This window comes from Pseudonocardia sp. (genome assembly GCF_025965585.1).
Lineage (GTDB): Bacteria > Actinomycetota > Actinomycetes > Mycobacteriales > Pseudonocardiaceae > Pseudonocardia.
Map to the genome: position 1 here is coordinate 25201 of NZ_JAOPWR010000364.1, position 23320 is coordinate 48520.

The following is a 23320-nucleotide window of genomic DNA, read 5'->3' on the forward strand; positions in this document are numbered from 1 at the left end:
ATCTCCCTGGACAGCGAGGCACCCACCGGCGAGTGGGCCCCCGACCCGGCTCCCGAGACGTGGGAGGCGCCCGAGGGCATCGGCGTCAAGCCGCTCTACACCGCGTCCGACCTCGAGGGCGTCGACTTCCTGAACACCTACCCGGGCGTCGCGCCGTACCTGCGCGGCCCCTACCCGGCGATGTACGCCACGCAGCCGTGGACGATCCGCCAGTACGCGGGCTTCTCCACGGCCACGGAGTCCAACGCGTTCTACCGGCGCAACCTCGCCGCGGGCCAGAAGGGCCTGTCGATCGCGTTCGACCTGGCCACCCACCGCGGCTACGACTCCGACCACCCGCGCGTCGCGGGTGACGTCGGCATGGCGGGTGTGGCCATCGACTCGATCTACGACATGCGCCAGCTCTTCGACGGCATCCCGCTGGACAAGATGTCCGTGTCGATGACCATGAACGGTGCCGTGCTCCCGGTGCTCGCGCTCTACATCATCGCGGCGGAGGAGCAGGGGGTGGCGCCGGAACAGCTCACGGGGACGATCCAGAACGACATCCTCAAGGAGTTCATGGTCCGCAACACCTACATCTACCCGCCGCAGCCCTCGATGCAGATCATCTCCGACATCTTCTCCTTCACCTCGAGGAAGATGCCGAAGTTCAACTCGATCTCCATCTCCGGCTACCACATCCAGGAAGCCGGCGCGACGAACGACCTGGAGCTGGCCTACACGCTGGCCGACGGGGTGGAGTACCTGCGGGCCGGGATCGACGCCGGGCTGGACGTCGACGAGTTCGCACCGCGTCTGAGCTTCTTCTGGGCGATCGGCATGAACTTCTTCATGGAGGTCGCGAAGCTCCGGGCCGCGCGGCTCCTCTGGTCGAAGCTCGTCAACCAGTTCGAGCCGCAGAACGCGAAGTCACTCAGCCTCAGGACGCACTCGCAGACGTCGGGCTGGTCGCTCACGGCGCAGGACCCGTACAACAACGTGATCCGTACCTGCATCGAGGCGATGGCGGCCACCCAGGGCCACACGCAGAGCCTGCACACCAACGCCCTCGACGAGGCGCTCGCGCTGCCCACCGACTTCTCCGCCCGCATCGCGCGCAACACCCAGCTGCTGCTGCAGCAGGAGTCGGGCACCACCGACGTCATCGACCCGTGGGGCGGCAGTCACTACGTCGAGCGGCTCACCTACGACCTCGCCCGCCGCGCGTGGGCCCACATCACCGAGGTCGAGCAGGCCGGCGGCATGGCGCAGGCCATCGACGAGGGCATCCCGAAGCTGCGCGTCGAGGAGGCCGCGGCCCGCACGCAGGCCCGCATCGACTCGGGCCGGCAGCCCGTCATCGGCATCAACAAGTACGTGGCCACGGCCGACGAGGCCCTGGAGGTCCGCAAGGTCGACAACGCCGGGGTGCGCACGGAGCAGCTGGAGAAGCTGCGGCGGCTGCGCGAGGAGCGCGACGACCGGGCTGTCGACTCGGCGCTCACCGCGCTCACCAACGCCGCGGCAATGATCGCCGAGGGCTCGCCACGCACCGACGAGCAGAACCTGCTCGCCCTCGCCGTCGACGCGTCCCGCGCGATGGCCACCGTCGGGGAGATCTCCGACGCGCTGGAGAAGGTGTTCGGTCGGCACGCGGGACAGATCAGGATCATCTCCGGCGTGTACTCCAAGGAATCGGGCACCAGCCCGGCAGTCGCCAGGGCCCGCGAGGCAGTCGACGAGTTCGCCGGGGCCGAGGGCCGCCAGCCGCGCATCCTGGTGGCGAAGATGGGCCAGGACGGCCACGACCGCGGCCAGAAGGTGATCTCCACGGCGTTCGCCGACCTCGGCTTCGACGTCGACGTGGGCCCGCTGTTCCAGACCCCCGCCGAGGTGGCCCGCCAGGCCGTCGAGGCCGACGTGCACGTCGTCGGGGTGTCGTCGCTCGCGGCCGGGCACCTCACCCTGGTGCCGGAGCTGCGTGACGAGCTGGCGAAGCTCGACCGCGCCGACATCATGATCATCGTGGGTGGGGTGATCCCGCCCGCCGACGTGCCCACTCTGAAGGAGATGGGTGCGGCCGCGGTGTTCCCGCCCGGCACGGTGATCGCGGAGTCGGCCGTCGAGCTGCTGGCCAAGCTGACGGCCGCCCTGACGGACTGATGGCACGCGCGATCGACGTCCCCGCCCTCGCCAAGGGCGTGCTGGGCGGCAGCCGGTCGGTGCTCGCGCGGGCGATCACGCTCGTCGAGTCGTCGCGGGCCGACCACCGCGCCGCTGCGCAGCAGCTGCTGATGGAGCTCCTGCCGCACGCGGGCGGAGCGCACCGCGTCGGGATCAGCGGCGTGCCCGGCGTGGGCAAGTCGACGTTCATCGAGGCGCTGGGCACGCGGCTGACCGGCGACGGCCACAAGGTCGCGGTGCTGGCCGTCGACCCGTCCTCGACACGCACCCGGGGCTCGATCCTCGGCGACAAGACGCGGATGGCGAAGCTCGCCAACGACGAGAACGCGTTCGTCCGGCCGTCGCCCAGCGCGGGCACGCTCGGCGGGGTCGCCCGCGCCACCCGCGAGACGATCGTGCTCATGGAGGCCGCGGGCTTCGACGTCGTGCTGGTGGAGACGGTCGGCGTGGGGCAGTCCGAGGTGACCGTCGCGGGCATGGTCGACACGTTCCTGCTGCTCACCATCGCCCGCACCGGCGACTCCCTGCAGGGCATCAAGAAGGGCATCCTCGAGCTCGCCGATGTCGTCGCCGTCAACAAGGCCGACGGCGACCACGAGCGACCGGCGAAGGCCGCCGCCCGCGAGCTGGCCGGGGCACTGCGGATGATGACCCCCACCAGCGAGAGCTGGCGCCCCCCGGTGCTGGCCTGCAGCGCCCAGACCGGCGGCGGGATGGGCGAGGTGTGGGAGAAGGTCACCGAGCACCGCACCGCCCTCGACGAGCACGGCGAGCTCGCCCCCAAGCGCGCCACGCAGCAGGTGGAATGGATGTGGGCGATGGTCCGCGACCAGCTCCTGGACCGCATGCAGTCCGACCCGGGCGTCCGTGAGGCGTTGCCGGGCCTGGAGCGCGACGTCCGCAGCGGCGCTCTCACGCCCACGTTGGCCGCGCAGCAGATCCTCGACGCCCTTCGCTGACCCTGCCCGGTGCGCCGCTCCGCCGGTGCGTCGTGCTGGAGGTGCCAGAAGCGGCGGGGGAGTTGGTCACCGGAGGTCGAGGCGCCGGTACCCGGAGGGCGACGAAGGTCAGGTCTCGGCGACGCTGCCGGGACCGAAGGAGACCCATGGCCGAGTTCCTCACCGACATCAAGACGATTCGCGACCGGGCCCGGCAAGAGATGGACAAGGGCCCGGTGACTCCCGCCTACGGCGCCGACGTGGGCCGGGTGCTCGCCGTGCTCAACGAGGCACTGGCCACCGAGATCGTGTGTGTCCTCCGGTACAAGCAGCACCACTACGCGGCCAGGGGGCTCAATGCCCACGCGGTGGCCGACGAGTTCGCCGAGCACGCGGACGAGGAGCAGGGCCACGCCGACCGGTTCGCCGAGCGGATCTCCCAGCTGGGCGGCACGCCGGACATGAACCCGGACACGCTGTCCGGCCGCGCGCACTCGGAGTACACCACCGCCCCCCAGCTGATCGAGATGATCAAGGAGAACCTGGTGGCGGAACGGATCGCGATCGCGTCCTACACCGAGATCATCAACTGGCTCGGGGACGGCGACGTCACGACGCGGCGGATCTTCGAGAACACCCTGGCGAACGAGGAGGAGCATGCCGACGACATGCTCACCTTCCTCGAACAGATGTCCTGACCGTGACCGCCGCGGTACGGGACGTGGCCGTCCGGGACTACGACTCCGGCGTCTTCCAGAGGCTCAACGACTTCTCGGTGGCCCGCGGGTACCTCGGCCACAGCCGCGACTACGTGACGGAGCTGGGCGACCTGATCTGCCACCACGGCCTGCACGAGGTCCTCGGCGTGACGTTGCTGCACAAGCACTTCGAGATCACCGGCGACGAGATGGTCGTGCGCGAGTTCGTCGACGGCGTCTCCTACATGAGGCCGTGGGACGTCGAGGCGCTCCCGCTGGTGCTGCCCTACCTGTGGAAGGCCGAGGTCGACGGGGGGCACGCCGACTACTTCCCGCTCGAGTTCTGCGCGTACCCGGCCGGGATCCAGGACGAGGTGGAGCGCGACCTGGACCGGCTGCGGGACTCCGTCGGCTTCCTCGCCGCGTTCGCCGAGGCGCTCGACGCGCTGGGCCTGCGCGAGGTCTTCGGCCTGGCGCACCTGCGCTCGCGCGACGGGCTGACCCTGGGTGCAGGCGAGACGCTGCTCGAGACCACCGACGAGGTGAACCGCATCCTCACTCTCCGCCCGGCGCGGGCGCAGGAGGTGGAGGGCCTCGACACCACGCAGACGCTGTGGATCTACCGGCCGGCGCCCTCACGGGTCGGTGCGGTGCTCAACAGGGGCTCAGGTGGCGTGCACTGTGCGGCCCACTGCCAGGCGCACTGCACCGGCCATCACTGAAGCGGCCCATCCGGCCGGAACGACCACGGGAATCACGGCGAACGGAGGACACCGAATGACCACGGGTGGACGAGGGCGCGGACGTTCACAGACCGAGGGGAGCAGCCAGCCGTCCGAGAGCCAGACCAGTTCCGGGGAATCATCGTCATCCACCGAGCTGCGGGACTTCAAGACACAGGCGCGGGCCATGTCCGAGTCCGATCGTGAGGCCGCTTTCTCGAGTGACGAGTTCCGGCGCCTGGTGGCCGCGGCGGCGGTGCCGACCGTCGTGGCCGAGGCGGAGTGCGCCAGCCACTGCTACTCGCACTGCGGCAGCCACTGCTTCGGCCACGGCTGAGGTGCCCCTCGGGGCGGGGCCGGGCGCGTGGCGTCCGGCCCCGTCCTGTGGTCCCGCGCCGAACGGGCGGCGCGCCTGCCGGACCCCGGCGGCCGACGTCGCTAGCGTCGACGGAGTGCTCGGGGTCAGTCATGCCACGTCCGGTGCGGCCCTCGGGCTCGCCGTCGCCGGGTTCGCGCCCCGGATCGCCGACGTCCAGCCCACCGCCGGCAGCATCCTCACCTTCGCCGGGGTGTGCGCAGGGGCGGCACTGCTGCCCGATCTCGACCATCCCTCCTCGGAGGCCACCCGCCGGTTCTCGGTGGCGTCGTGGCTGGCCAGCCGGGTGATCCGGCCCCTGTCGGCGCTCGTCTACGACCTCACGAAGGGCCGCCGCGACACCGGTCGCGGCACCCACCGCGGCCTCACCCACACGGTTGTCGGGGCGGTGCTGCTCGGGCTCGCCGTCAACCTCGCGTCGGCGCGGTGGGGCACGCCGGTGCTGCTGGGCACGCTGTTCGTCTGCCTCGCGCTGGCCATCAAGGGCCTGGACGCGATCGTGCCCGGGCCGCCGTCGCTGATGATCGCGGCGGGGCTGACGTTCGCGGTGCACGAGTACGTGCCCGGCGGCACGGCCGGCACCGCGGGCTGGCTGGGCACCGCCGTCACGCTCGGGATGCTGGTGCACTCGGCGGGCGACGCGATCACGGAATCGGGTGCACCGCTGCTGTGGCCGCTGCGCATCCGGCAGCGCAGCTGGTACCCGGTGGGCACCCCCCGACCCCTGCGCTTCCGCACCGGTGGCACGGTGGAGGCCTGGGTGGTGGCGCCCGCCCTGACCGTGGCGGTGTTCCTGCTGGTGGCGCTCGTGGTGCCGGGCGTGGCCCCGGTCCTGGAGCAGATGCGCCACCAGGTTCAGCGCCTCCTCGCCGGCGCCTGAAACCCGTGGCGCCGGTCGGTGAGAGCATGGTCACCGGTTCGATGCGTTTCCGATCACATTGTTTCCGGCCGCATGTGGCCGTTCCCGCGCCCAGCCGGTGATCATGGGGCGGGTGGGCCTGCGCGTGAGCCCGCGGACCGGGGGCGCCCCGAGCGCCGCGCCCACGGTAGCGCGATGATGCCGACGTGAGCGAGCCCGCGAGCGAACCGTCAGCGCAGAGCCAGTACGTACTCCCCGGCCGCCCGGTGATCGGGATCCTGCACCCGGGCGTCATGGGGGCGGCGGTGGGATCGGCACTCAAGCCGGTGGCCGGGGCCGTGATCTGGGCGGCGGCGGGTCGGAGCGTCACCACCTCGAAGCGGGCGGAGCTCGCCGATCTCGTCGGCGTGCCGGACCTCCCCGAGCTGGCCCGCCGGGCCGACGTGATCATCTCGGTGTGCCCGCCCGAGGCCGCGCGCGACGTCGCCGAGCAGGTGGCGGCCGCGCTCGGCGACCGCCCGGAGCGGCCCCTCTACGTCGACGCCAACGCGGTGTCGCCCGCGACCGTCCGGGGGATCGCGGAGCTGCTCGGCCCCGACCACGTCGTCGACGGCGCGATCATCGGGCCGCCGGCGTGGGAGCCGGGCCGCACGGTGCTGTGGCTGTCGGGCGCCGCGTCGCCGGTCGTCGCCGGGCTGTTCGAGGGCTCGCCGTTCACCGCGCGGCTGCTGGACGGCGGGGTGGGCGCGGCCAGCGGGCTCAAGGCGTGCTTCGCGCTGCAGAGCAAGGCGCTGCCGACGATCTGGCTCGCGATGGTCGAGGCGGCCCGGGCCTTCGGCGTGCAGGACGCGCTGCGCGACGAGCTGACGCGCACCGGCGTGGATCTGGCCGCAGCGCTGGACGGCGTGGACGCGCGGGCCACGGGCAAGGCCTGGCGGTGGGTGGGGGAGATGCAGGAGGCCGGAGACGCTCTGGCCGGGGTCGGCGTGCCGGACGGGTTCTCCCGCGCCGCGGCGGAGATGTACCGGCGGATGGCCGACGCCGACCCCGTGGACCGGGCCAACATCTGGGGGCTCCGCGGCGGCGCGGTCTGAGGGCGGCGCGGTCTGAGGGCGGCGCGGTCCGAGGGCGGCGCGGTCCGAGGGCGGCGCGGTCCGAGACGGGACCACGTCCCGCCGAGGGTCGCCGCCGCCGCACCGGAGGGGGCCGTGCGCGGCGGCGGCGGGCTGGTCGGGAGCGTCCGGCGCTCGGGCGCTCCTGCTGGTCGGGCGCTCCTGCTGGTCGGGCGCTACTGGCGGTCGAGCTGGGCGATGGCGTCGCGCGGTGGGGTGTCCCAGCCCCGGTTCCCGCCCGTGGTGGGGGCGGGCTGGTCGCCCGGCGCTGCGTACGCGGCCGTGGCGCCGGCCAGGACGGCGGCGGCGACGGCTCCGATCACGACGGTGATCGTCAGGGGCTTGCGTGACATGGCCCCAGCTTGGCGCGGGTTCCGCGCACGGTCGCGCACCCGCCACCGATATCACCCGAAAGTGTCGCCGCGTCGGCGCCCGATCGAGGCAGGTGAGGACGGATGGTGCACCGTCAGGGCGTCCACCGGCGGAAACCACCCTCCGCGTCCACCACCTGACCGGTGATCGTCGCCGCGTCCGGCCCGAGCAACAGCGCCACCACGGCCGCCGCCTCCGCGGGGGCGTTCCAGCGTCCGCGCGGCATGTGCCGTTGCACGAACGCGTCCAGCTCCGGCCCGGCCCAGCCGGTGTCTGTCGGGCCCGGGTTGACGCAGTTGACGGTGATGCCCCGGTCCGCGAGCCCGTCGGCGAGGGAGGCCGTGAGCTGGTGCAGCGCGCCCTTCGTGGCGATGTAGGGGATCTCGTCGGGCATCGGGCCGCGGTGCTGCCCGGAGGTGAACAGCACCACCCGGCCGTGCTCCCCGCGGAACTGCGCCGCGAACGCCTGCACCAGCAGCAGCGAGGCCCGGACGTTCACCGCCCAGGTCCGGTCCAGCTGCTCGGCGGTGATCTCGGCGAGAAGGCCGTTCTGGCTGCGGGCGTGGTTGACGACCAGCGTGTCGAGCGCCCCGAACCGCTCGACGGCCGCTGCCACGAGAGCCGCGGGCGCGGCCGGGTCCCCGAGGTCGGCGGACGCGTGCGCGAGCTGCGCTCCCTCGCCACCCAGCTCGACCAGCACGCCGTCGACGCCGCCGGGATCGGCGCCCCACGGCTCGGTGGCGTCGTAGGGGTGAAAGGAGTGGGCGAACACCCGGTGGCCGTCGTCGAGCAGCCGCCGCGCGATGGCGAACCCGATGCCCTTTCGGCGGCTGACCCCGGTGACGAGCGCGGTACGGATCACGCGGTGATCCTCACCCCGACGGGCCGAAGCGCTCCACCCGGATAGCACCCACCGGCACGCCGGCCTGCTCCAGGACGGCGGTGGCGGCGTCGGCGAAGGCAGGCGACCCGCACACGTAGACGACCTGGTCACCGGTCACGAGCGGGGCCACGTCGTCGACGGTGAGCCGGCCGACCGGTCGCGTGGTGCCGGGCGGGGCCTCGCGGGTCCAGACGACCGTGGTCTCGGGGCCGGGCAGTTCGTCGGCGTAGTAGAGGTCCGCGGGCGTGCGGGCCGAGACGAGGAGCCGGACCAGGTCGCGGCGGCCCGACCGCCGGCCCTCGCGCAGCATCGCCATCAGCGGCACGACGCCGGACCCGCCGCCCACCAGCAGCGCGGGGGTGTCGCCCGCCCACGCGAAGAACCCGCCGATCGGCCCGCGCACCTCCAGTTCGTCGCCGGGCTGCACGACGTCGTGCAGGAACTCCGAGACCTCGCCGTCGTCGAGCTTCTCGACGGTCAGCTCGATCTCGCCGGTCTCGTCGGGGGCCGAGGCCACCGAGTACGACCGCTGCGCCGTGTAGCCGTCGGGGGCGGTCAGGCGCAGCACGTAGTACTGCCCGGCCACGTGGACGCGCGGCTCGGGCAGTGCGAGGCGGAACGTCTTGGCGCGCGGTGTCTCGTCACGGACCGCCACGACCCGCGCGTTCTGCCAGCGCAGCGTCTTGCGGTGGGTGGTGCCACCCGGAGTGACGGTCACGATGCCGCCTCCGCGGGAACGACCACGTCGGCCGGCATCAGTCGCCCTGGTAGCGCTGCTCGGTCCAGGGGTCGCCGCGGTCGTGGTAGCCGTTGCGCTCCCAGAAGCCCTGCTCGTCGTGGTCGAGCAGGCGCAGGCCGGACACCCACTTGGCGCTCTTCCAGAAGTACAGGTGCGGCACGATCATCCGGGCCGGTCCGCCGTGCTCGGTGGTGAGCGGCTTGCCGTCGGCGTCCCAGACCACCCACGCCTTGCCGTCCGTGACGTCGGCCAGCGGCAGGTTGGTGGTGTAGCCCGTGTGCGAGACGGCCACGACGTGCGTGGTGGTGGGCAGCACGCCGGCCGCGTCGAGCAGGACGTCCACCGAGACGCCGTCGAAGGTCATGCCGAGCTTCGACCACGTGGTGACGCAGTGGATGTCGCCGGCGTAGCGCGAGCGGGGGAGCGCGTGGATCTCGTCCCAGGTCCACGTGGTCTCGCGCTCGACGAGCCCCTCGACCGTGAACGTCCAGCGGTCGGTGCCGATCCGCGGCGTGGCCTCGGCGTGCAGCACCGGCCAGTCGTCACGGGCGTCGTACTGCCCCGGGGGCAGCCGTGGATCGCGGTCGCGACGGCGCCCGGTGAAGCCCCTCGTGATGCCAGCCATGACGCTCCCAAGCCGATCGGCGGCCCGTTCATTCCGCGCTACTCCGCGCGCTTGCGCGCCCGCCGCAGCCGGTCGAGATCGCCGTCGGAGAGCGCGGTCCAGAAGCGTAGCGCCGCGTGCTCCATCTCCAGTCCCAGCTCGAGTGTGATCATGCGCGGTTCGGCGTCGTGGTCGCCGCCGAACCGCTCGACCATCCCGTCGTAGACGGCGATGCGATGCCGGTGCTGACGGATCTGCTCGGCGGCCAGCGCCGCCACGTTGCCCGGGGCGCCGACCTCGTTGAAGAACAGCTTGAGCTCGGCGATGTCGCGCATCTGGAAGTGCTCGTCGGTGGCGGAGGCGAGCCAGTCGCGCAGCGCGTCGCGGCCGGCCCCGGTGATCGAGTAGGTCTTGCGGCGGCGGCCGGTGTCCTCCACCGACAGCGCGAGCAGCCCGAGATCGGCCAGCCGGTCGGGCTCGGAGTACAGCTGCGCGTGCGGGAAGTGCCAGAAGTAGCCCACGGAGTGCCCGACGGCCCGCTTCAGGTCGTACGGCGTGGACGGGCCGCGCAGCGCAATCATGCCCAGCACCACGTAGGACGTGGTGGAGAGCCGCACCTCGGTCACGAGGTGGGATCGTACGGGTACGGACGGTCCGATCGGGATCGTTCGTCTTGCGTGTCATACCGTACGCACCGTACGGTCTGATTCAGATGGTGAGAGGTGGACGGAGGCTCCATGGACGTGGCGACGACGCTGACCTGGGCTGCGGAGCGTTACCCGCACCGCCGGGCGGTGGGCGGTGCGGGTCGGCACCTGACCTACCGCGCGTGGGACGCGCGGACCAACCAGCTCGCCCGCGTGCTGGCGGCCGCGGGGGTCGGTCGCGGCGACCGCGTCGCGCTCGCGCTCGCCGGTGGCGAGCCCCTCGCCAGCCTGCATCTCGCCGTGCAGAAGCTGGGTGCGGTCTCGGTGCCGCTGTCCACCCGCTTCGGCCCCGAGGAGCTCCGCTACTGCATCGACGACGCGGCAGCCATGCTGGTCGTGGCCGACGAGGCCAACGCCGCGCGCGTCGCCGCCGCGGGGTCGGACCCCCGTTCCGTCACCGAGCTCGACGCCCTGGCCGAGCGGGAGTCCGACGCGGTCGTGCCCGGTGGGCCGGGCGAGGACGACACGAGTGTGATGCTCTACACGTCGGGCACCACCGGGAAGCCCAAGGGCGTGCCGCGCAGCCACCGCGCCGAGCACTCCGCGGCCGTCGCGCACGCCGTGCAGTCGCAGGCCCGCAACGGCGAGACCGTGCTCGGCGTCATGCCGATGTTCCACACGATGGGCCTGCGGACGCTGCTGGCCAGCATCGTCGTCGGCGGCACCTGGGTGGGCCAGCCCGCGTTCGACGCCGAGGAGTCGGCCGAGCTGATCGTCGCCGAGGGCGTGTCGTCGCTCTACCTCGTGCCCACCATCTACTGGTCGCTGCTGCGCACCAGCTGCTTCGAGCGCGCGCCGCAGCTCGACCACCTCGCCTACGCGGGTGCCGCCATGACCCCCGCGCTGGCCGAGCAGCTCGTCGAGGCCGTGTCGCCCACGGCGTTCGTCAACCACTTCGGGAGCACCGAGATCTACACATTCACGATCGGCCCGGACGTGGCCGCGAAGCCCGGATCGGCCGGCCGCGCCGGGGTGTTCTCCCGAGTGCGGCTCGTGACCCCCGAGGTCGGGGCCCCGACGGACGCGCTCGTCGCCCCGGGTGAACAGGGCCAGGTGATCGTCTCGATGCAGAGCCCGGAGGCGTTCGCGGGCTACTGGCAGCGCCCCGACGCCGACGCCAAGGCCATCCACGACGGCTGGTACTACACCGGCGACCTCGCCGTCGCGGACGAGGACGGCGACCTCTGGGTGGCCGGGCGCGTCGACGACATGATCAATTCCGGTGGGGAGAACATCTACCCCGACGAGATCGAGGCCGCGCTGATCCGCTGCCCCGAGATCGACGACGTGTGCGTGGTGGGGATGCCCGACGAGCGCTGGGGCCACGCGGTCACGGCGTTCGTGGTGCCGGTCCGCGGCCTCGACCCCATCGCCGCGGCCGAGAAGACGGCGGCCTACGCACGCGAGGTGCTGCCGTCGCTCAAGCGCCCGAAGCGCGTGATCGCCGTACGGGAGATCCCGCGCTCCGGCGTCGGCAAGACGCTGCGCCGCACACTGGTGGCCGGTGACTACGAAGGGCTGGCCAATGCCTGACTGGACCCCGTCGCGCATCGAGGACGCCCCGCTCGTCAGCGGCAACGGCCGCTTCCTCGACGACGTCGACCCGCTGCCCGGCACGCTGACCGCGACCGTCGTGCGCTCCACGCAGCCGCACGCCCGGATCCGCTCGGTCGATCTCTCCCGCGCCCGCGCCCACCCCGGCGTCGCCGCCGTGATCGGCCCGGACGAGGTGCTCGCCGCGCTGCGACCGTTCCCGCTCTCCACGGGCGCCCCGATGCACTACTTCCCGACCGGCACCGACAAGGTGCGCTTCGTCGGGGAGCCGGTGGCCGTGGTGGTCGCGTCCGACCGCTACACCGCAGAGGACGCCGCCGAGCTCGTGGCGATCGACTACGAGCCCCTCGACGTGGTGATCGGGGCCCGTGCCGCGCTGGCCGAGGACGCCCCGCTGCTGCACGAGGCCGCCGGGTCGAACGTCGCCACCGACCGGACGTTCTCGTTCGGCGGGGTGGACGAGGCCTTCGAGAAGGCCGCCCACGTCGTCGAGGGCGAGTACGACTTCCCGCGCTACTCCTCGGTGCCGATGGAGTGCTACTCCGTCATCGCGCACTGGCGGTCACACGAGGGAGGGGCGGACCAGGTCGAGGCCTGGGCCAACTTCCACGGGCCCTTCACGATGGTGCCGGTCATGGCCGGGGCGCTGGGCATCCCCACCTCCGCGCTGCGCCTGCACGTGCCCGCCGACATCGGCGGCAGCTTCGGCATCAAGGCCGGCATCTACCCCTACGTCGTGCTGATGGCGTTGGCCAGCAAGCACTCCGGCACACCCGTGCGCTGGACCGAGGACCGCGTCGAGCACCTCCTGGCCAGCTCGTCGGGTGCCGACCGCGCCATGCGGTTCGCGGCGGCCGTCGACGCGGACGGCGCGATCACGGCGCTGAAGACCGACCTCGTCGACAACGTCGGGGCGTACCTGCGCCCGCCGGAGCCGTCCACGCTCTACCGCTGCTTCGGCAACATCACCGGCCCGTACCGCATCCCGGCTGTCGAGATCCGGGCTCGTGCGGTGGTCACCAACGAGATGCCGACGGGGCTCAACCGCGGCTTCGGTGGCCAGCAGCTCTACTTCGGCCTCGAGCGCCTCATGGACGCCGTCGCGGGCGCCACCGGGCTGGACGTGCTGGAGGTCCGGCGCCGCAACCTCATCGCGGGCTTCCCGCACGAGACGGCCACCGGCGGCGTCTACGACTCGGGCGACTACGCCGCCGCTGTCGACCTCGCCGTCAAGAACGCCGACATGGACGAGCTGCGCGGCCGCCAGGAGGCCGCCCGTGCCGACGGCGCGTTCTACGGCATCGGCGTGGGGCTGGTGGTCGACCCGTCGGGCACGAACATCGGTTACGTCGGCCTCGCCACCCCTGCCGAGGACCGCAAGCCCGGGCGTGACAAGTCCGGCTCCACCGAGCACGTCCGGATCTCCGTGGACGTGCAGGGCATCGTCACCGTGATGCTCGGATCGGTGCCGCAGGGCCAGGGCCACGCCACGGTCGCCCGGCAGGTGGCGGCGCAGCGACTCGGGCTGCCGGTGGACAAGGTCCGCGTGGTGGTCGACATGGACACCTCCACCACCCCATGGACGGTCACGTCCGGCAGCTACTCCTCCCGTTTCGCGCCGCTCGTCACGAGCGCCGTGGTGCAGGCGGCCGACCGGATCGCGACCACGATCCGCGCCGCCGCGTCGACGATGCTGGACGCGTCCCCCGAGGACCTGGAGCTCGTCGACGGCACCGTGCGCGCCCCCGACGGCACGTCGGTGCAGTTCCGGCACGCCGCCGGCGTCGTGCACTGGGACCCCACGTCGCTGCCCGAGGGCACCAGCGCCAGGCTCTACGAGGAGGCGGCGTTCACCCCGCGCGAGACGCGTGCGGCGACGCAGGACGACAAGATCAACTCGTCGCTCTGCTACGGCTTCGTCGCCGAGATCGTCGCGGTGCGGATCGACCCGGACACCCTCGAGATCAGCATCGACCGCGTCTCCTCGGTGCACGACGCCGGCACGGTGCTCAACCAGCAGCTCCTCGACGGCCAGGTGCACGGCGCGCTCGTCCACGCGCTGGGCGGGGCGATGTACGAGGAGTTCACCTACGCGCCGTCGGGCCAGCCGACGTCGGGCACGTTCCTCGACTACCTGTGCCCCACGAGCGCGGAGATCGGGTACGACCTGCGCGCCGACCACGTCGTCAGCCCCTCGCCGCTCACCCCGCTGGGCGCGAAGGGCTGCGGCGAGGGATCGTCGATGAGCTTCCCCGTGGCGTTCGCGAACGCCGTGGCGGACGCACTGGCGCCCCGGGGCGTCGACATCACCAGCCTCCCGCTGCACGGCGAGGTGCTCCACCAACTGCTCACCACCACACCTGAGGAGAAGACAGCATGGCGCTGAAGGGCGGAGAGGTCCTGCTGGACCACAGCGAGGACGGGCGCATCGCGTACCTGACGCTCTCGCACGGCAAGTTCACGGTGGTCACCTGGGAGATGCGCCAGCTCGTGGCGGACCGGTTCGCCGAGATCGACGCCGACCCGCAGGTGCGCGTCGTCGTGGTCAAGTCGGACGGCGAGCACTTCACGAGCGGCGGCGACATCGCCGGGTTCATGGAGGTCGACCCCATCGACTTCACCGACCTCGGCCACAACGTCACCGCGCCCGCGCGCAGCGCGAAGCCGGTGATCGCCGCGATCGACGGCTACTGCTTCGGCGTCGGGTGCGAGATGGCGCTGTCGTGCGACATCCGCCTCGGCACCCCGCGCACCCAGTTCGCGCTGCCGGAGATGAACCTGGGCATGATCCCCGGCTCCGGCGGCACGCAGCGCCTGTCGCGGCTGATCGGGCTCTCGCGCGCGAAGTTCCACATCATGACCGCGACGCGGATCCAGTCCCAGCAGGCGCTGGACTGGGGCATCCTCGCCGAGGTCCACGAGGACCGCGCCTCGCTCTACGCGGCCACCGACGCGCTCGCCGCGAAGATGGCCAACTTCTCGCCGGCCGCGCAGCGCACCGCCAAGGAGGTGCTGGACAAGGGCATCGACGGCCCGCTGTACACCGGCATCGACCTGGAGCGGAAGGCCTACGCGATGCTGCGCTCCACGCAGGACTTCGCCGAGGGCGTCAAGGCGTTCGGCGAGAAGCGGAAGCCGGAGTTCACGGGACGATGAAGGCTGCTCCGTTCGCGTACGTCCGCCCGGCGGCGCTCGACGACGTGCTCGCCGAGCTGGCCGACGGGAACGGAAAGGTCCTGGCCGGCGGCCAGTCGCTGGTGCCCGTGCTGGCCATGCGGCTGGGCCGTCCGGCCACGCTGGTCGACATCGGCTCGGTCGCCGAGCTCGGCTCGCTCGACCGCGGCGCCGAGGTCGTCCGCGTCGGCGCCGGCGTCCGCCAGCGGCGGCTGGAACGGTCCGCCGAGGCGGGTGCCGTGCCGCTGCTGGGCCTGGCCCTGCCGTTCGTCGGGCACCGGGAGCTGCGCAGCCGCGGCACCGTCTGCGGCAGCCTCGCGCACGCCGACCCGGCCGCCGAGCTGCCCGCCGTCGCCTCCTGCCTGGGGGCGACGCTGGAGATCGCCGGGCCCGGCGGCCGGCGGCGCGTGCCCGCGAAGGAGTTCTTCGTCGGCGCGATGACCACGGGTGTCACGCCCGAGGAGGTGCTCGTCGGCGTCGAGTTCCCGGTCGCCGGGGCGGGGGAGGGCTTCGGCTTCGGCGAGATCGCCCGCCGCCACGGCGACTTCGCCCTCGCCGGCGTCGTCACCCGCGTGCGGGTCGGCGGCGACGGGGCCGTGACCGATGCGCGGCTGACCGGCTTCGGCATCTCCGACCGCCCGGTCACGTCCGACGTCACGTCGTGGCTGCAGGACACCACCGACGAGCAGAGGCTCCGGGCGGCGACGCGGGAGCTCGCGGAGCAGGTCGTCGACACCGGTGGCGACAGCCACGGCTCCAGGGGCTACCGGCGCCGCCTGTTCTCCGTCCTGGCCGCACGAGAACTGGCGAACGCCGCGAGGAAGGCACGCGCATGACCACCACAGAGAAGCGGATCGGCGCAGGGAAGACCGGCGCAGGGAAGACCGGCGCCACCCCGCCCGCGCGGGAGAAGGTGCCGGCCGGCGAGCTCGTCGAGGTCCCGATGACCGTCAACGGTTCGGACGTGACGGTGCGGGTGCCCGCCCGCATGCACCTCGCCGACGCGTTGCGCGAGCAGCTCGGCCTCACCGGCACCCACCTGGGCTGCGAGCACGGGGTGTGCGGGATGTGCACGATCCTCGTCGACGGCGACGCGGCCCGGGCCTGCCTGCTGTTCGCCGTGCAGTGCGAGGGCGCGGAGATCGTCACGGTCGAGGGGCTCGGCTCCGCCGACGACCAGCACCCGCTGCAGCAGGCGTTCTCCGCCCACCACGGCCTGCAGTGCGGGTTCTGCACGCCCGGGATGCTCATGAGCTCCTACGACCTGCTCGCCCACGAGCCGGACGTGGACGCCGAGGAGCTGCCCGAGCGGATGTCGGGTGTGCTGTGCCGGTGCACCGGCTACCGGGGCATCCTCGCGGCCGTCGCCGACGTGGCCGCCGAGCACCCCGGCGGCGTCCCCGCCCCGATGAACTGCGCCGCGCGGACTCTCGTCGGGCGGGGGAGCGGGTCCACGACCGGCACGGCCGACGAGGACGCCCCGGAAGCGCACGCGGAGGTCCCCGCCGAGGTGCGGGTGCCCATCGGCTCGCCCTCGGCGACCGTCGAGGTCACGAGCACGCTGAGCTCCCCGCTCGACGACGTGTGGCGCGTCCTGGAGGACGTCCCGCGGCTCGTGGCGTGCCTGCCCGGCGCGGAGCTGCTGGAGACGCTGCCCGGCGACCGCTACCGCGGGAAGGCCGGGGTGTCGCTCGGGCCCGTCAAGCTGTCGTTCGCGGGGCTCGCCCAGATCCTCGAGCGCGACGTCGCCGACCACCGGATCCGGCTCGTCGGGCAGGGCGCCGACACCGGTGGCAGCGCCACGCAGGCCGACATCCGGCTGCGTGCCGAGGCCGGCCCGGACGGCGGCACGGTGCTGCGGGCCGACGCCGACCTGTTCCTCTCCGGGCGCATCGCGCAGTTCGGGCGGGCGCTGGCGGGTGACGTCAGCAGGCGGTTGTTCGAGCAGTTCGCAGTGGCCGTGGACGAGACGGCGCGAACCGGCACGGCCCCCACGGCCGCGGCGGGTCCCTCGCCGGTGCGGCTCGCGCTGCTGGCCGCGGCCGACGGGCTCAAGCGGACGGTCGCGCGGGTGCGGGCGCGGCTGGCCCGGCGGTCCTGACCACCCGGCAGGGGCACCGGCGCGTCGTCGGGCCAGGCGGTGCGGGAGGCACGACCGGATCGTAGAGTCCGAGATCGTGCTCGATCCCCAGTTCCGCACCGTTCTCGACACGCTCACCGCGGCAGGCGCCGTCCCGCTGGTCCGGGGCTCCGCCCCCGAGAGCCGCGACCACTACCGGGAGCTGTCGCTCTCCCGGCGCGGACCGGGGTTCGTGCCCGAGCAGGTGGCCGCGGTCCGCGACGCCACGGTCGACGGGCCGCGCGGGCCGATCCCGGTGCGGATCTACACACCGTCGCAGGACCGGGGCCGGGCGGTCACGTACCTGCACGGCGGTGGATGGGTGCTCGGCGACCTCGACACCCACGACCCGGTGTGCCGCCGCGTGGCCAACGCCGTCGGTGCCGTCGTCGTGGCGGTGGACTACCGGCTGGCGCCCGAGCATCCCCATCCCGCACCGCTCGACGACGCCGCGGCGGCCCTGAGCTGGACCGCGGCGGAGTTCGCCGGGCGGCCGCTGGGCGTCGCCGGCGACAGCGCGGGTGGCGGTCTCGCCGCGGGCGCGGCGCTGCGGGCCCGGGACGCGGGCGTGCTGTTGGCCGCGCAGCTGCTCTGGTACCCCACGATCGACCCGGCGCTGCGCTCGGCGTCGGTCACGGAGAACGGCGAGGGCTACTTCCTCACCGCGAAGGACATGCAGTGGTTCCTCGAGCAGTACGTGCCGGGCGGCACCGCGGACCCACACGTGGACCTGCTCGCCGCCGACGTCACGGGAGTGGCACCCGCTGTGGTGGCCACGGCCGAGTTCGACCCGCTCCGCGACGAGGGCGACGCCTACGCCACGCACCTCTCCGCGGCGGGCGTCGAGGTCCGGCACGTGCCCGGACCGGGCCTCATCCATGGCTACGCCGCGTTCCTCGGGGCCGTCGCCGCGGCGGACACCCGGGCCGCGGAGGTGCTGGCGGCGTTCGACGCGCTGCTGGGCTGATCCGGGATCCGCGCGGGCCGCGGGGGCACGTGCCGCCGACCGCGTCCCCGGCGGCGTGACGCATCACGAGTGCGCCTCAGCGTGGTTCGTTGACGGAACGACCACGCCGATGGCGCATCGGGCGGGTCAGAGGGCCCGCAGGCCGGTACCCGACCTCTCGTGGCGGGTGCCGCACTCGGGGCAGGTCAGGTCGTCGGCCAGGCGCTCGCCGCACGCGCAGACCCAGCCCTTCGCCCGTGCCGGGTTGCCGGCCACGAACGCGTGGGCGGGCACATCCTTCGTGACCACGGCACCCGCGGCGGCGAACGCGTGCTCGCCGATCTCGGTGCCGCAGACCACCACGGTGCCGGCCCCGAGCGTGGCGCCGCGGCGCACGGTGGTGGGCAGCAGCACCTCGGGCCCGCGCTTGATCGCCGCTCGCGGGCGCAGGTCGTTGGTGAACAGCACGTTGGGCCCGAGGAACACGTCGTCCTCGCACGTCACGCCGGTGAACACGAGCGTGCCGTTCTTCACCGTGACGTTGTCGCCGAGGGTGGCTCCGGTCTCGACGAACGCGCAGTCGCAGATGTTGCAGTCGCGGCCGATGCGCGCGCCGGGCAGGACGTGGGCGAACGCCCAGACCCGCGTGCCCTCGCCGACCTCGTCGCTCTCGCACAGCCCCTGGGGGTGCACCCGGACCCCGGCCGCGAGCGTCACCGTGCGACGGCCTCGGCCAGCACGGAGACCACACGCTCCTGCTGGGCCGGGGTGATGTTCGGGAACATCGGCAGCGAGATGATCTCGTCGGCGAGCAGCTCCGCGTTCGGGAACGAGCCCGAGCCCTTGCCGAGGTGGGCGAAGGCCTCGGTGCGGTGGACCGCGGTGGGGTAGTGGATGCCGGCGCCGATCTTGGCCTCGTGCAGCTCGGCGAGGACGCGGTCGCGCTCGGCGACGCGCACGACGTAGAGGTGCCAGACCGGGAGGTTGCCCTCGGCCACCACCGGGCCGGTGACGCCGTCGACACCCGCGAGGAGCGTGTCGTAGCGCTCGGCGGCGGCGCGGCGCTGCGCGTTCCAGCCGTCGAGGCGGCGGAGCTTGGCCGACAGGACCACGGCCTGCAGGGTGTCGAGGCGGCTGTTGAAGCCGAGCACGGTGTGCTCGTACTTGCGGGGCGAGCCGTGCTCGCGCAGCAGCGCGACGGTGGCGGCGAGGTCGTCGCTGTCGGTCAGCACCGCGCCGGCGTCGCCGTAGGCGCCGAGGTTCTTGCCCGGGTAGAAGCTGGTGGCGGCGATGTCCCCGAGCTTGCCCGCCGCGACGCCGTGGCGCTGCGCACCCTGGGACTGCGCGGCGTCCTCGAGGATGGCCACGCGGCTGGGCAGCGCCGCGCGCAGCTGCTCGACCGACGCTGTCTGGCCGTAGAGGTGCACCGGCAGCACCACGCGGGTGCGGTCGGTGACGGCGGCCGCGGCGGCGTCCACGTCGACCAGCGCGGTGTCGAGAAGGCAGTCCACCAGCACCGGGGTGGCGCCGGAGCGGGTGACCGCCTCGGCGGTGGCGATGAAGGTGTTGGCGGGCAGGATGCACTCGTCACCGGGGCCGACGCCCAGCGCGCGCAGCGCCATCTCGATGGCGTCGGTGCCGTTGCCGACCCCGACGCAGTGCGCGATGCCCGACCAGGTGGCGTACTCGGACTCGAAGGCCTTGATCTGCGGGCCGCCCACGAACGCGGTGCGGCCCACGACCTCGGCCCAGCCGGCCTCGACCTCGGCGGCCACCTCGGCGTGCGCGGCGGCGAGGTCGAGGAAGGGCACGGCCTCGACGGTCGGCAGGGTGCTGGTCAACGAACGCTCCTCGGAGTGGGGTGTCAGCCGGCGGCGGGGGCGGCAGCCGCCACCCCGATCGCGGCGGCGAGGGCCGCGACCACCGTGTCCTGCTCGGCGTCGGTCAGGTCGTGGTGCACGGGAAGGATCACCGAGCGGGTGGTGAGGTGCTCGGTGGCCGGCAGCGGCCCGTGCGGGTGCCCGGCGTAGGCGGGCTCCAGGTGCGCGGCCATGATCCCGCGACGGGCCGAGACACCGGCCTCGGCGAGTGCGGCGAGCACGTCGGCCACGGGCGGGGCCGCGTCGGGCAGCACCACCCAGAACGACTGGAAGTTCGACGTGGCGTACTCGGGGTCACGTACCGTCTGCAGCCCGAGCGGGGCCAGCAGCTCCTGGTAGCGGGCGGCGATCTCGCGGCGGCGCGCCACGATCGTCGGCAGCCGGCGCAGCTGCACGAGGCCCATCGCGGCCTGGATATCGGTCATCCGGTAGTTGAACGCCGTCTCGCCGTACTCCTCGACGATGGCGCGGCCGGCGGCGTGCCGGTCGGCGGCCGAGACGCTCATGCCGTGCTCGCGCAGGCGCCGCATGCGGGCGGCGAGCTCCTCGTCGTCGGTGGTGATCATGCCGCCCTCGCCGGTGGTGAGCAGCTTGCGCGGGTGGAACGACCACGCGGCGAGCAGCGCGCCCTCGCCGGTGGGGCGCCCGTAGAGCGTGGAGCCGGCCGCGCACGCGGCGTCCTGGACGAGCGGCAGCCCGCCGAGCGCGGTGCGCAGCGCGTTGACGTCGGCGGGGACGCCCGCCTGGTGCACGACCATGACGGCCTTGGTGGCATCGGTGCGCACGGCCGTGACGGTCTCGGCGGTGATGTTGCCGGTTGCCGGGTCGATGTCGGCGAACACCGGCGTGGCCCCGCAGTAGCGCACGGCGTTGGCCGAGGCGATGAACGAGAACGACGGCACGATCACCTCGTCGCCCGACCCGACGCCCAGCACGTACAGGCACAGGTGCAGCGCCGTGGTGCAGTTCGAGGTGGCGACGCCGTGGTCGGCCCCGACGGAGGCGGCGAACGCCTTCTCGAACTCGGCGACGCGCGGGCCCTGGGCCACCCAGCCGGAACGCACGGCCTCCGCGACGGCCTGGGCCTCCTCCTCGCCGAGCAGCGGGCGCATCACCGGGATCATGGGCAACCTTTCGGGGTGAGGACGGGGTCAGCTGGCGGTGGTGGTCGCCTCGGCGCTCCACCACTTCACGAGGTCGCGCAGGCCGTCCTCGAGCTCGATCTCGGGCGTCCAGCCGAGTTCGGACGCCGCCCGGGAGATGTCGGCGAGGCGGCGGGTGACGCCGTTGACCGCGCGCTCCGGACCGTGCTCCGGCAACAGGTCGGAGTCCATGGCCGCCAGCAGCGCGGACGCGAGCTCCGCGAGGCTGGTCTCGGTGGCGGTGGCGATGTTGTAGACGGTATCGGTGACGTCGGCGCGCGCGGCGAGCAGGTTGGCGCGGGCGATGTCGTGCACGTGCACGAAGTCCATCGTCTGCTTGCCGTCGCCGAAGATCAGCGGGGCGTCGCCGCGGACGATGCGCTCCATCCAGCGGATCAGCACCTCGGTGTAGAGGCCGTGGACGTCCATGCGCGGGCCGTAGACGTTGAAGTAGCGCAGAGCCACGTAGTCGAGGCCGTTCATGGCGTGGAAGCTGCGCAGCATGCCCTCGTTGAACGCCTTCGCCGCACCGTAGAAGGTGTCGTTGTTGTAGGGGTGGTGGCGCTCGGTGGTCGGGAAGGTCTCGGCCAGGCCGTAGATCGACGCCGACGACGACGCGACGACCTTCTTGACGTCGTTCGCAACGGCCGCCTCGATGACGGTGAACGTGCCGTCCACCAGCGACTCCAGCGCGAGGCGGGGCTGCTCGGCGCACTGGGTGATGCGCAGCGCGGCGAGGTGGAACACCACGTCGATACCCGCGGTGAGCTCACCCACCAGCTTCGGGTCGTTGATGTCACCGGTGACGACGGTCAGCCGGTCGCCGCCGATGGCCTGCGCGTTCGCGAGGTTCTCCATCCGGCCGCGGGCGAAGTTGTCGAGCACCACGACCTCGGTGGCTCCGGCCTCCAGCGCCTGGTCGACGACGTGCGAGCCGATCGTTCCGGCCCCACCGGTGACGAGAATGCGCTGGCCGGTGACCGGCTGGGCAGTGCTCACGAGCGTCCTCCTGCTGATCCCCCCTGCACCACGCAGAGTCGACGAAGACGATGTCATCCCGGTGATGCGTCACCGCACAGGGGGTGTCCCGCTCGCGGGACCGGAGGTGTCCCGCAACGACGCCAGCAGCCGGTCGACGAACGTCACCTGCCCGGCCACCAGCTTGCGCCGCGCGGTGTCGGGGTCGAACCAGGCGGCCCGGTCGATCTCGGGGAACGACGCGATGCGGCCCGAGCGCGGCGGCCACTCGATCGTGAAGGTGTTGCTGTCGATGTGGTCGGCGTCGAAGTCGCCCGCCAGGGCGAAGACGGCGACGACCTTGCCCCCGCGCTGCTTGACGCTGCCGAGGTCGCGCAGCCGCCCGTCGGGCGGTGGGGAGCCGGTCTCCTCGGTGAACTCCCGCCGTGCGGCGTCGCGCGGGTCCTCGCCGGGATCGTGCTCGCCCTTCGGGATCGACCACGCGGCATCGTCCTTCTTCGCCCAGAACGGCCCGCCCATGTGCCCGAGCAGCAGCTCGACGCCGCCACCGGTCGCGGGCCGGTGCAACAGCAGGCCCGCACTCAGTACGGTCACGTCCCACCCCTCGTCGTCGCGCTGCAGGTACCGCACCGTCCGCGGCTTCCGCTGGACACCGATCCGGACGGGGTGCGTCACGCCCGATCCTGTCACCGTGATCCGGTCAGTGCAGTTGCGGGAGCGCCCGGGAAGATCGGCCGAGCACGCGGTCGAGGCCGTGGATCCCGGCCGCGAGTGCGAGGAAGATCAGGGTGATCACCAGGCTGTTGAGGGCGACACGCCCGTAGCCCAGGTCCGTGACCTCGAGGAACGGGTAGGGGTACCAGGTGATGATCGCGCCGCGCACCAGCGTGAACGCCAGCCAGGCCAGCGGGTAGATCAGCGACAGCAGCACGGTGCGCAGCGAGACGAGCCCCCGGGGCCCGAGCAGCAGCCAGCCGATGACGAACATCACCGGTGACACCTGGTGGAACATCCGGTCGGCGACCAGCGCGCCGCCGTGCAGGTCGTAGAGGCCGATGAGCACCGTGTTGTAGACGATGCCGGTGACGGTGATGCCGAGCAGCGCGTCGAGCCAGAGCACTGCAAGCGCGGTGGACCGCAGGGCGGGCCGAGCCACCAGCGCGATGCACACCCCCGCGACGAGCAGGTTCGACATGATCGTGAAGAACGTGAACAGGTTCGCCACTCGGGAGGCCGGCGTGGCGAACACACCTGTCGTGTCGGCAGCTGTGATCGGGATCTGGATCGCGAGCGCCACGATCACCACGAGTGCGTTGAGCGCGAGCCACAGGCGCGCCTGGCGGGACACGGG

General features: G+C 72.9%; 24 protein-coding genes. 13 read left to right on the plus strand and 11 right to left on the minus strand.

Annotation, left to right across the window (positions count from 1 at the left end; all coding sequences use genetic code 11):
• From scpA to JWR81_RS22255, 7 genes are all read left to right on the plus strand, one after another.
• Nucleotides 1-2145, plus strand: a complete 2145-nt coding sequence (gene scpA, locus JWR81_RS22225) for a methylmalonyl-CoA mutase (RefSeq protein ID WP_297656407.1) — start codon at nucleotides 1-3, stop codon at nucleotides 2143-2145.
• Nucleotides 2145-3125 (plus strand): methylmalonyl Co-A mutase-associated GTPase MeaB, encoded by a 981-nt coding sequence (gene meaB, locus JWR81_RS22230; RefSeq protein ID WP_297656353.1) that lies wholly within the window; start codon nucleotides 2145-2147, stop codon nucleotides 3123-3125. The genes scpA and meaB overlap by 1 nt, the downstream gene beginning before the upstream one ends.
• A 146-nt stretch (nucleotides 3126-3271) precedes the next feature.
• Nucleotides 3272-3802, plus strand: coding sequence for a ferritin-like domain-containing protein (locus JWR81_RS22235; RefSeq protein WP_297656356.1), 531 nt, complete (start codon nucleotides 3272-3274; stop codon nucleotides 3800-3802).
• Nucleotides 3803-3804: 2 nt separating this feature from the next.
• Complete coding sequence (locus JWR81_RS22240; RefSeq protein WP_297656358.1) at nucleotides 3805-4524, plus strand: hypothetical protein; 720 nt, start codon at nucleotides 3805-3807, stop codon at nucleotides 4522-4524.
• A 187-nt stretch (nucleotides 4525-4711) separates the two neighbouring features.
• Nucleotides 4712-4861 (plus strand): hypothetical protein, encoded by a 150-nt coding sequence (locus JWR81_RS22245; RefSeq protein WP_297656361.1) that lies wholly within the window; start codon nucleotides 4712-4714, stop codon nucleotides 4859-4861.
• A 115-nt stretch (nucleotides 4862-4976) separates the two neighbouring features.
• Entirely contained in the window at nucleotides 4977-5780 is an 804-nt protein-coding gene (locus tag JWR81_RS22250) for a metal-dependent hydrolase (RefSeq protein ID WP_297656364.1), read from the plus strand.
• A gap of 185 nt (nucleotides 5781-5965) precedes the next feature.
• Entirely contained in the window at nucleotides 5966-6853 is an 888-nt protein-coding gene (locus JWR81_RS22255; protein WP_297656367.1) for an NAD(P)-dependent oxidoreductase, read from the plus strand.
• Nucleotides 6854-7047: 194 nt separating this feature from the next.
• Here JWR81_RS22255 and JWR81_RS22260 read toward each other — a convergent pair whose 3' ends face one another.
• The 5 genes from JWR81_RS22260 to JWR81_RS22280 all read right to left on the minus strand — a co-directional run bounded on the left by JWR81_RS22260 (nucleotide 7048) and on the right by JWR81_RS22280 (nucleotide 10095).
• Entirely contained in the window at nucleotides 7048-7224 is a 177-nt protein-coding gene (locus JWR81_RS22260) for a hypothetical protein (RefSeq protein ID WP_297656369.1), read from the minus strand.
• Nucleotides 7225-7337: 113 nt separating this feature from the next.
• Nucleotides 7338-8102 (minus strand): SDR family oxidoreductase, encoded by a 765-nt coding sequence (locus tag JWR81_RS22265; RefSeq protein ID WP_297656410.1) that lies wholly within the window; start codon nucleotides 8100-8102, stop codon nucleotides 7338-7340.
• 13 nt (nucleotides 8103-8115) lie between these two features.
• Nucleotides 8116-8844 carry a ferredoxin reductase gene (locus tag JWR81_RS22270; protein WP_297656371.1) on the minus strand — a complete coding sequence of 243 codons (729 nt, stop codon included), beginning with the start codon at nucleotides 8842-8844 and terminating at the stop codon, nucleotides 8116-8118.
• Between the two features lie 37 nt (nucleotides 8845-8881).
• A complete protein-coding gene (locus JWR81_RS22275) occupies nucleotides 8882-9490 on the minus strand; it encodes a sulfite oxidase-like oxidoreductase (protein ID WP_297656374.1) in 609 nt (202 codons plus the stop codon).
• Between the two features lie 38 nt (nucleotides 9491-9528).
• Nucleotides 9529-10095 carry a PadR family transcriptional regulator gene (locus JWR81_RS22280; protein WP_367278829.1) on the minus strand — a complete coding sequence of 189 codons (567 nt, stop codon included), beginning with the start codon at nucleotides 10093-10095 and terminating at the stop codon, nucleotides 9529-9531.
• Between the two features lie 111 nt (nucleotides 10096-10206).
• Here JWR81_RS22280 and JWR81_RS22285 point away from each other — a divergent pair, with 111 nt between their 5' ends.
• The 6 genes from JWR81_RS22285 to JWR81_RS22310 all read left to right on the plus strand — a co-directional run bounded on the left by JWR81_RS22285 (nucleotide 10207) and on the right by JWR81_RS22310 (nucleotide 17990).
• Nucleotides 10207-11709 carry a class I adenylate-forming enzyme family protein gene (locus JWR81_RS22285; protein ID WP_297656377.1) on the plus strand — a complete coding sequence of 501 codons (1503 nt, stop codon included), beginning with the start codon at nucleotides 10207-10209 and terminating at the stop codon, nucleotides 11707-11709.
• Nucleotides 11702-14116, plus strand: coding sequence for a xanthine dehydrogenase family protein molybdopterin-binding subunit (locus tag JWR81_RS22290; protein ID WP_297656380.1), 2415 nt, complete (start codon nucleotides 11702-11704; stop codon nucleotides 14114-14116). Before JWR81_RS22285 ends, JWR81_RS22290 begins: the two co-directional genes overlap by 8 nt.
• Nucleotides 14107-14886 (plus strand): enoyl-CoA hydratase-related protein, encoded by a 780-nt coding sequence (locus JWR81_RS22295; RefSeq protein WP_297656383.1) that lies wholly within the window; start codon nucleotides 14107-14109, stop codon nucleotides 14884-14886. Before JWR81_RS22290 ends, JWR81_RS22295 begins: the two co-directional genes overlap by 10 nt.
• The gene (locus JWR81_RS22300) at nucleotides 14883-15740 is read left to right on the plus strand and encodes an FAD binding domain-containing protein (RefSeq protein ID WP_297656386.1); all 858 of its coding nucleotides are present in this window, start codon (nucleotides 14883-14885) and stop codon (nucleotides 15738-15740) included. Before JWR81_RS22295 ends, JWR81_RS22300 begins: the two co-directional genes overlap by 4 nt.
• The gene (locus JWR81_RS22305; protein WP_297656389.1) at nucleotides 15737-17005 is read left to right on the plus strand and encodes a 2Fe-2S iron-sulfur cluster-binding protein; all 1269 of its coding nucleotides are present in this window, start codon (nucleotides 15737-15739) and stop codon (nucleotides 17003-17005) included. Before JWR81_RS22300 ends, JWR81_RS22305 begins: the two co-directional genes overlap by 4 nt.
• A gap of 76 nt (nucleotides 17006-17081) precedes the next feature.
• Nucleotides 17082-17990 carry an alpha/beta hydrolase fold domain-containing protein gene (locus JWR81_RS22310; RefSeq protein ID WP_297656392.1) on the plus strand — a complete coding sequence of 303 codons (909 nt, stop codon included), beginning with the start codon at nucleotides 17082-17084 and terminating at the stop codon, nucleotides 17988-17990.
• A gap of 126 nt (nucleotides 17991-18116) precedes the next feature.
• On the opposite strand, the gene JWR81_RS22315 is transcribed toward JWR81_RS22310, so the two are convergent.
• From JWR81_RS22315 to JWR81_RS22340, 6 genes are all read right to left on the minus strand, one after another.
• On the minus strand, nucleotides 18117-18686 hold the full coding sequence (locus JWR81_RS22315; protein WP_297656395.1) for an acyltransferase: 570 nt from the start codon (nucleotides 18684-18686) through the stop codon (nucleotides 18117-18119).
• Nucleotides 18683-19810, minus strand: a complete 1128-nt coding sequence (locus tag JWR81_RS22320; RefSeq protein WP_297656398.1) for a DegT/DnrJ/EryC1/StrS aminotransferase family protein — start codon at nucleotides 19808-19810, stop codon at nucleotides 18683-18685. The genes JWR81_RS22315 and JWR81_RS22320 overlap by 4 nt, the downstream gene beginning before the upstream one ends.
• Before the next feature lie 23 nt (nucleotides 19811-19833).
• Complete coding sequence (locus JWR81_RS22325; protein WP_297656401.1) at nucleotides 19834-20973, minus strand: DegT/DnrJ/EryC1/StrS aminotransferase family protein; 1140 nt, start codon at nucleotides 20971-20973, stop codon at nucleotides 19834-19836.
• Between the two features lie 27 nt (nucleotides 20974-21000).
• Nucleotides 21001-21990, minus strand: a complete 990-nt coding sequence (locus JWR81_RS22330) for an SDR family NAD(P)-dependent oxidoreductase (protein ID WP_297656404.1) — start codon at nucleotides 21988-21990, stop codon at nucleotides 21001-21003.
• Between the two features lie 69 nt (nucleotides 21991-22059).
• Entirely contained in the window at nucleotides 22060-22563 is a 504-nt protein-coding gene (locus tag JWR81_RS22335; RefSeq protein WP_297656416.1) for an NUDIX domain-containing protein, read from the minus strand.
• A 106-nt stretch (nucleotides 22564-22669) separates the two neighbouring features.
• Nucleotides 22670-23320, minus strand: a 651-nt coding sequence (locus JWR81_RS22340) for a Pr6Pr family membrane protein (protein ID WP_367278830.1), incomplete at its 5' end; no start/stop codon positions are given.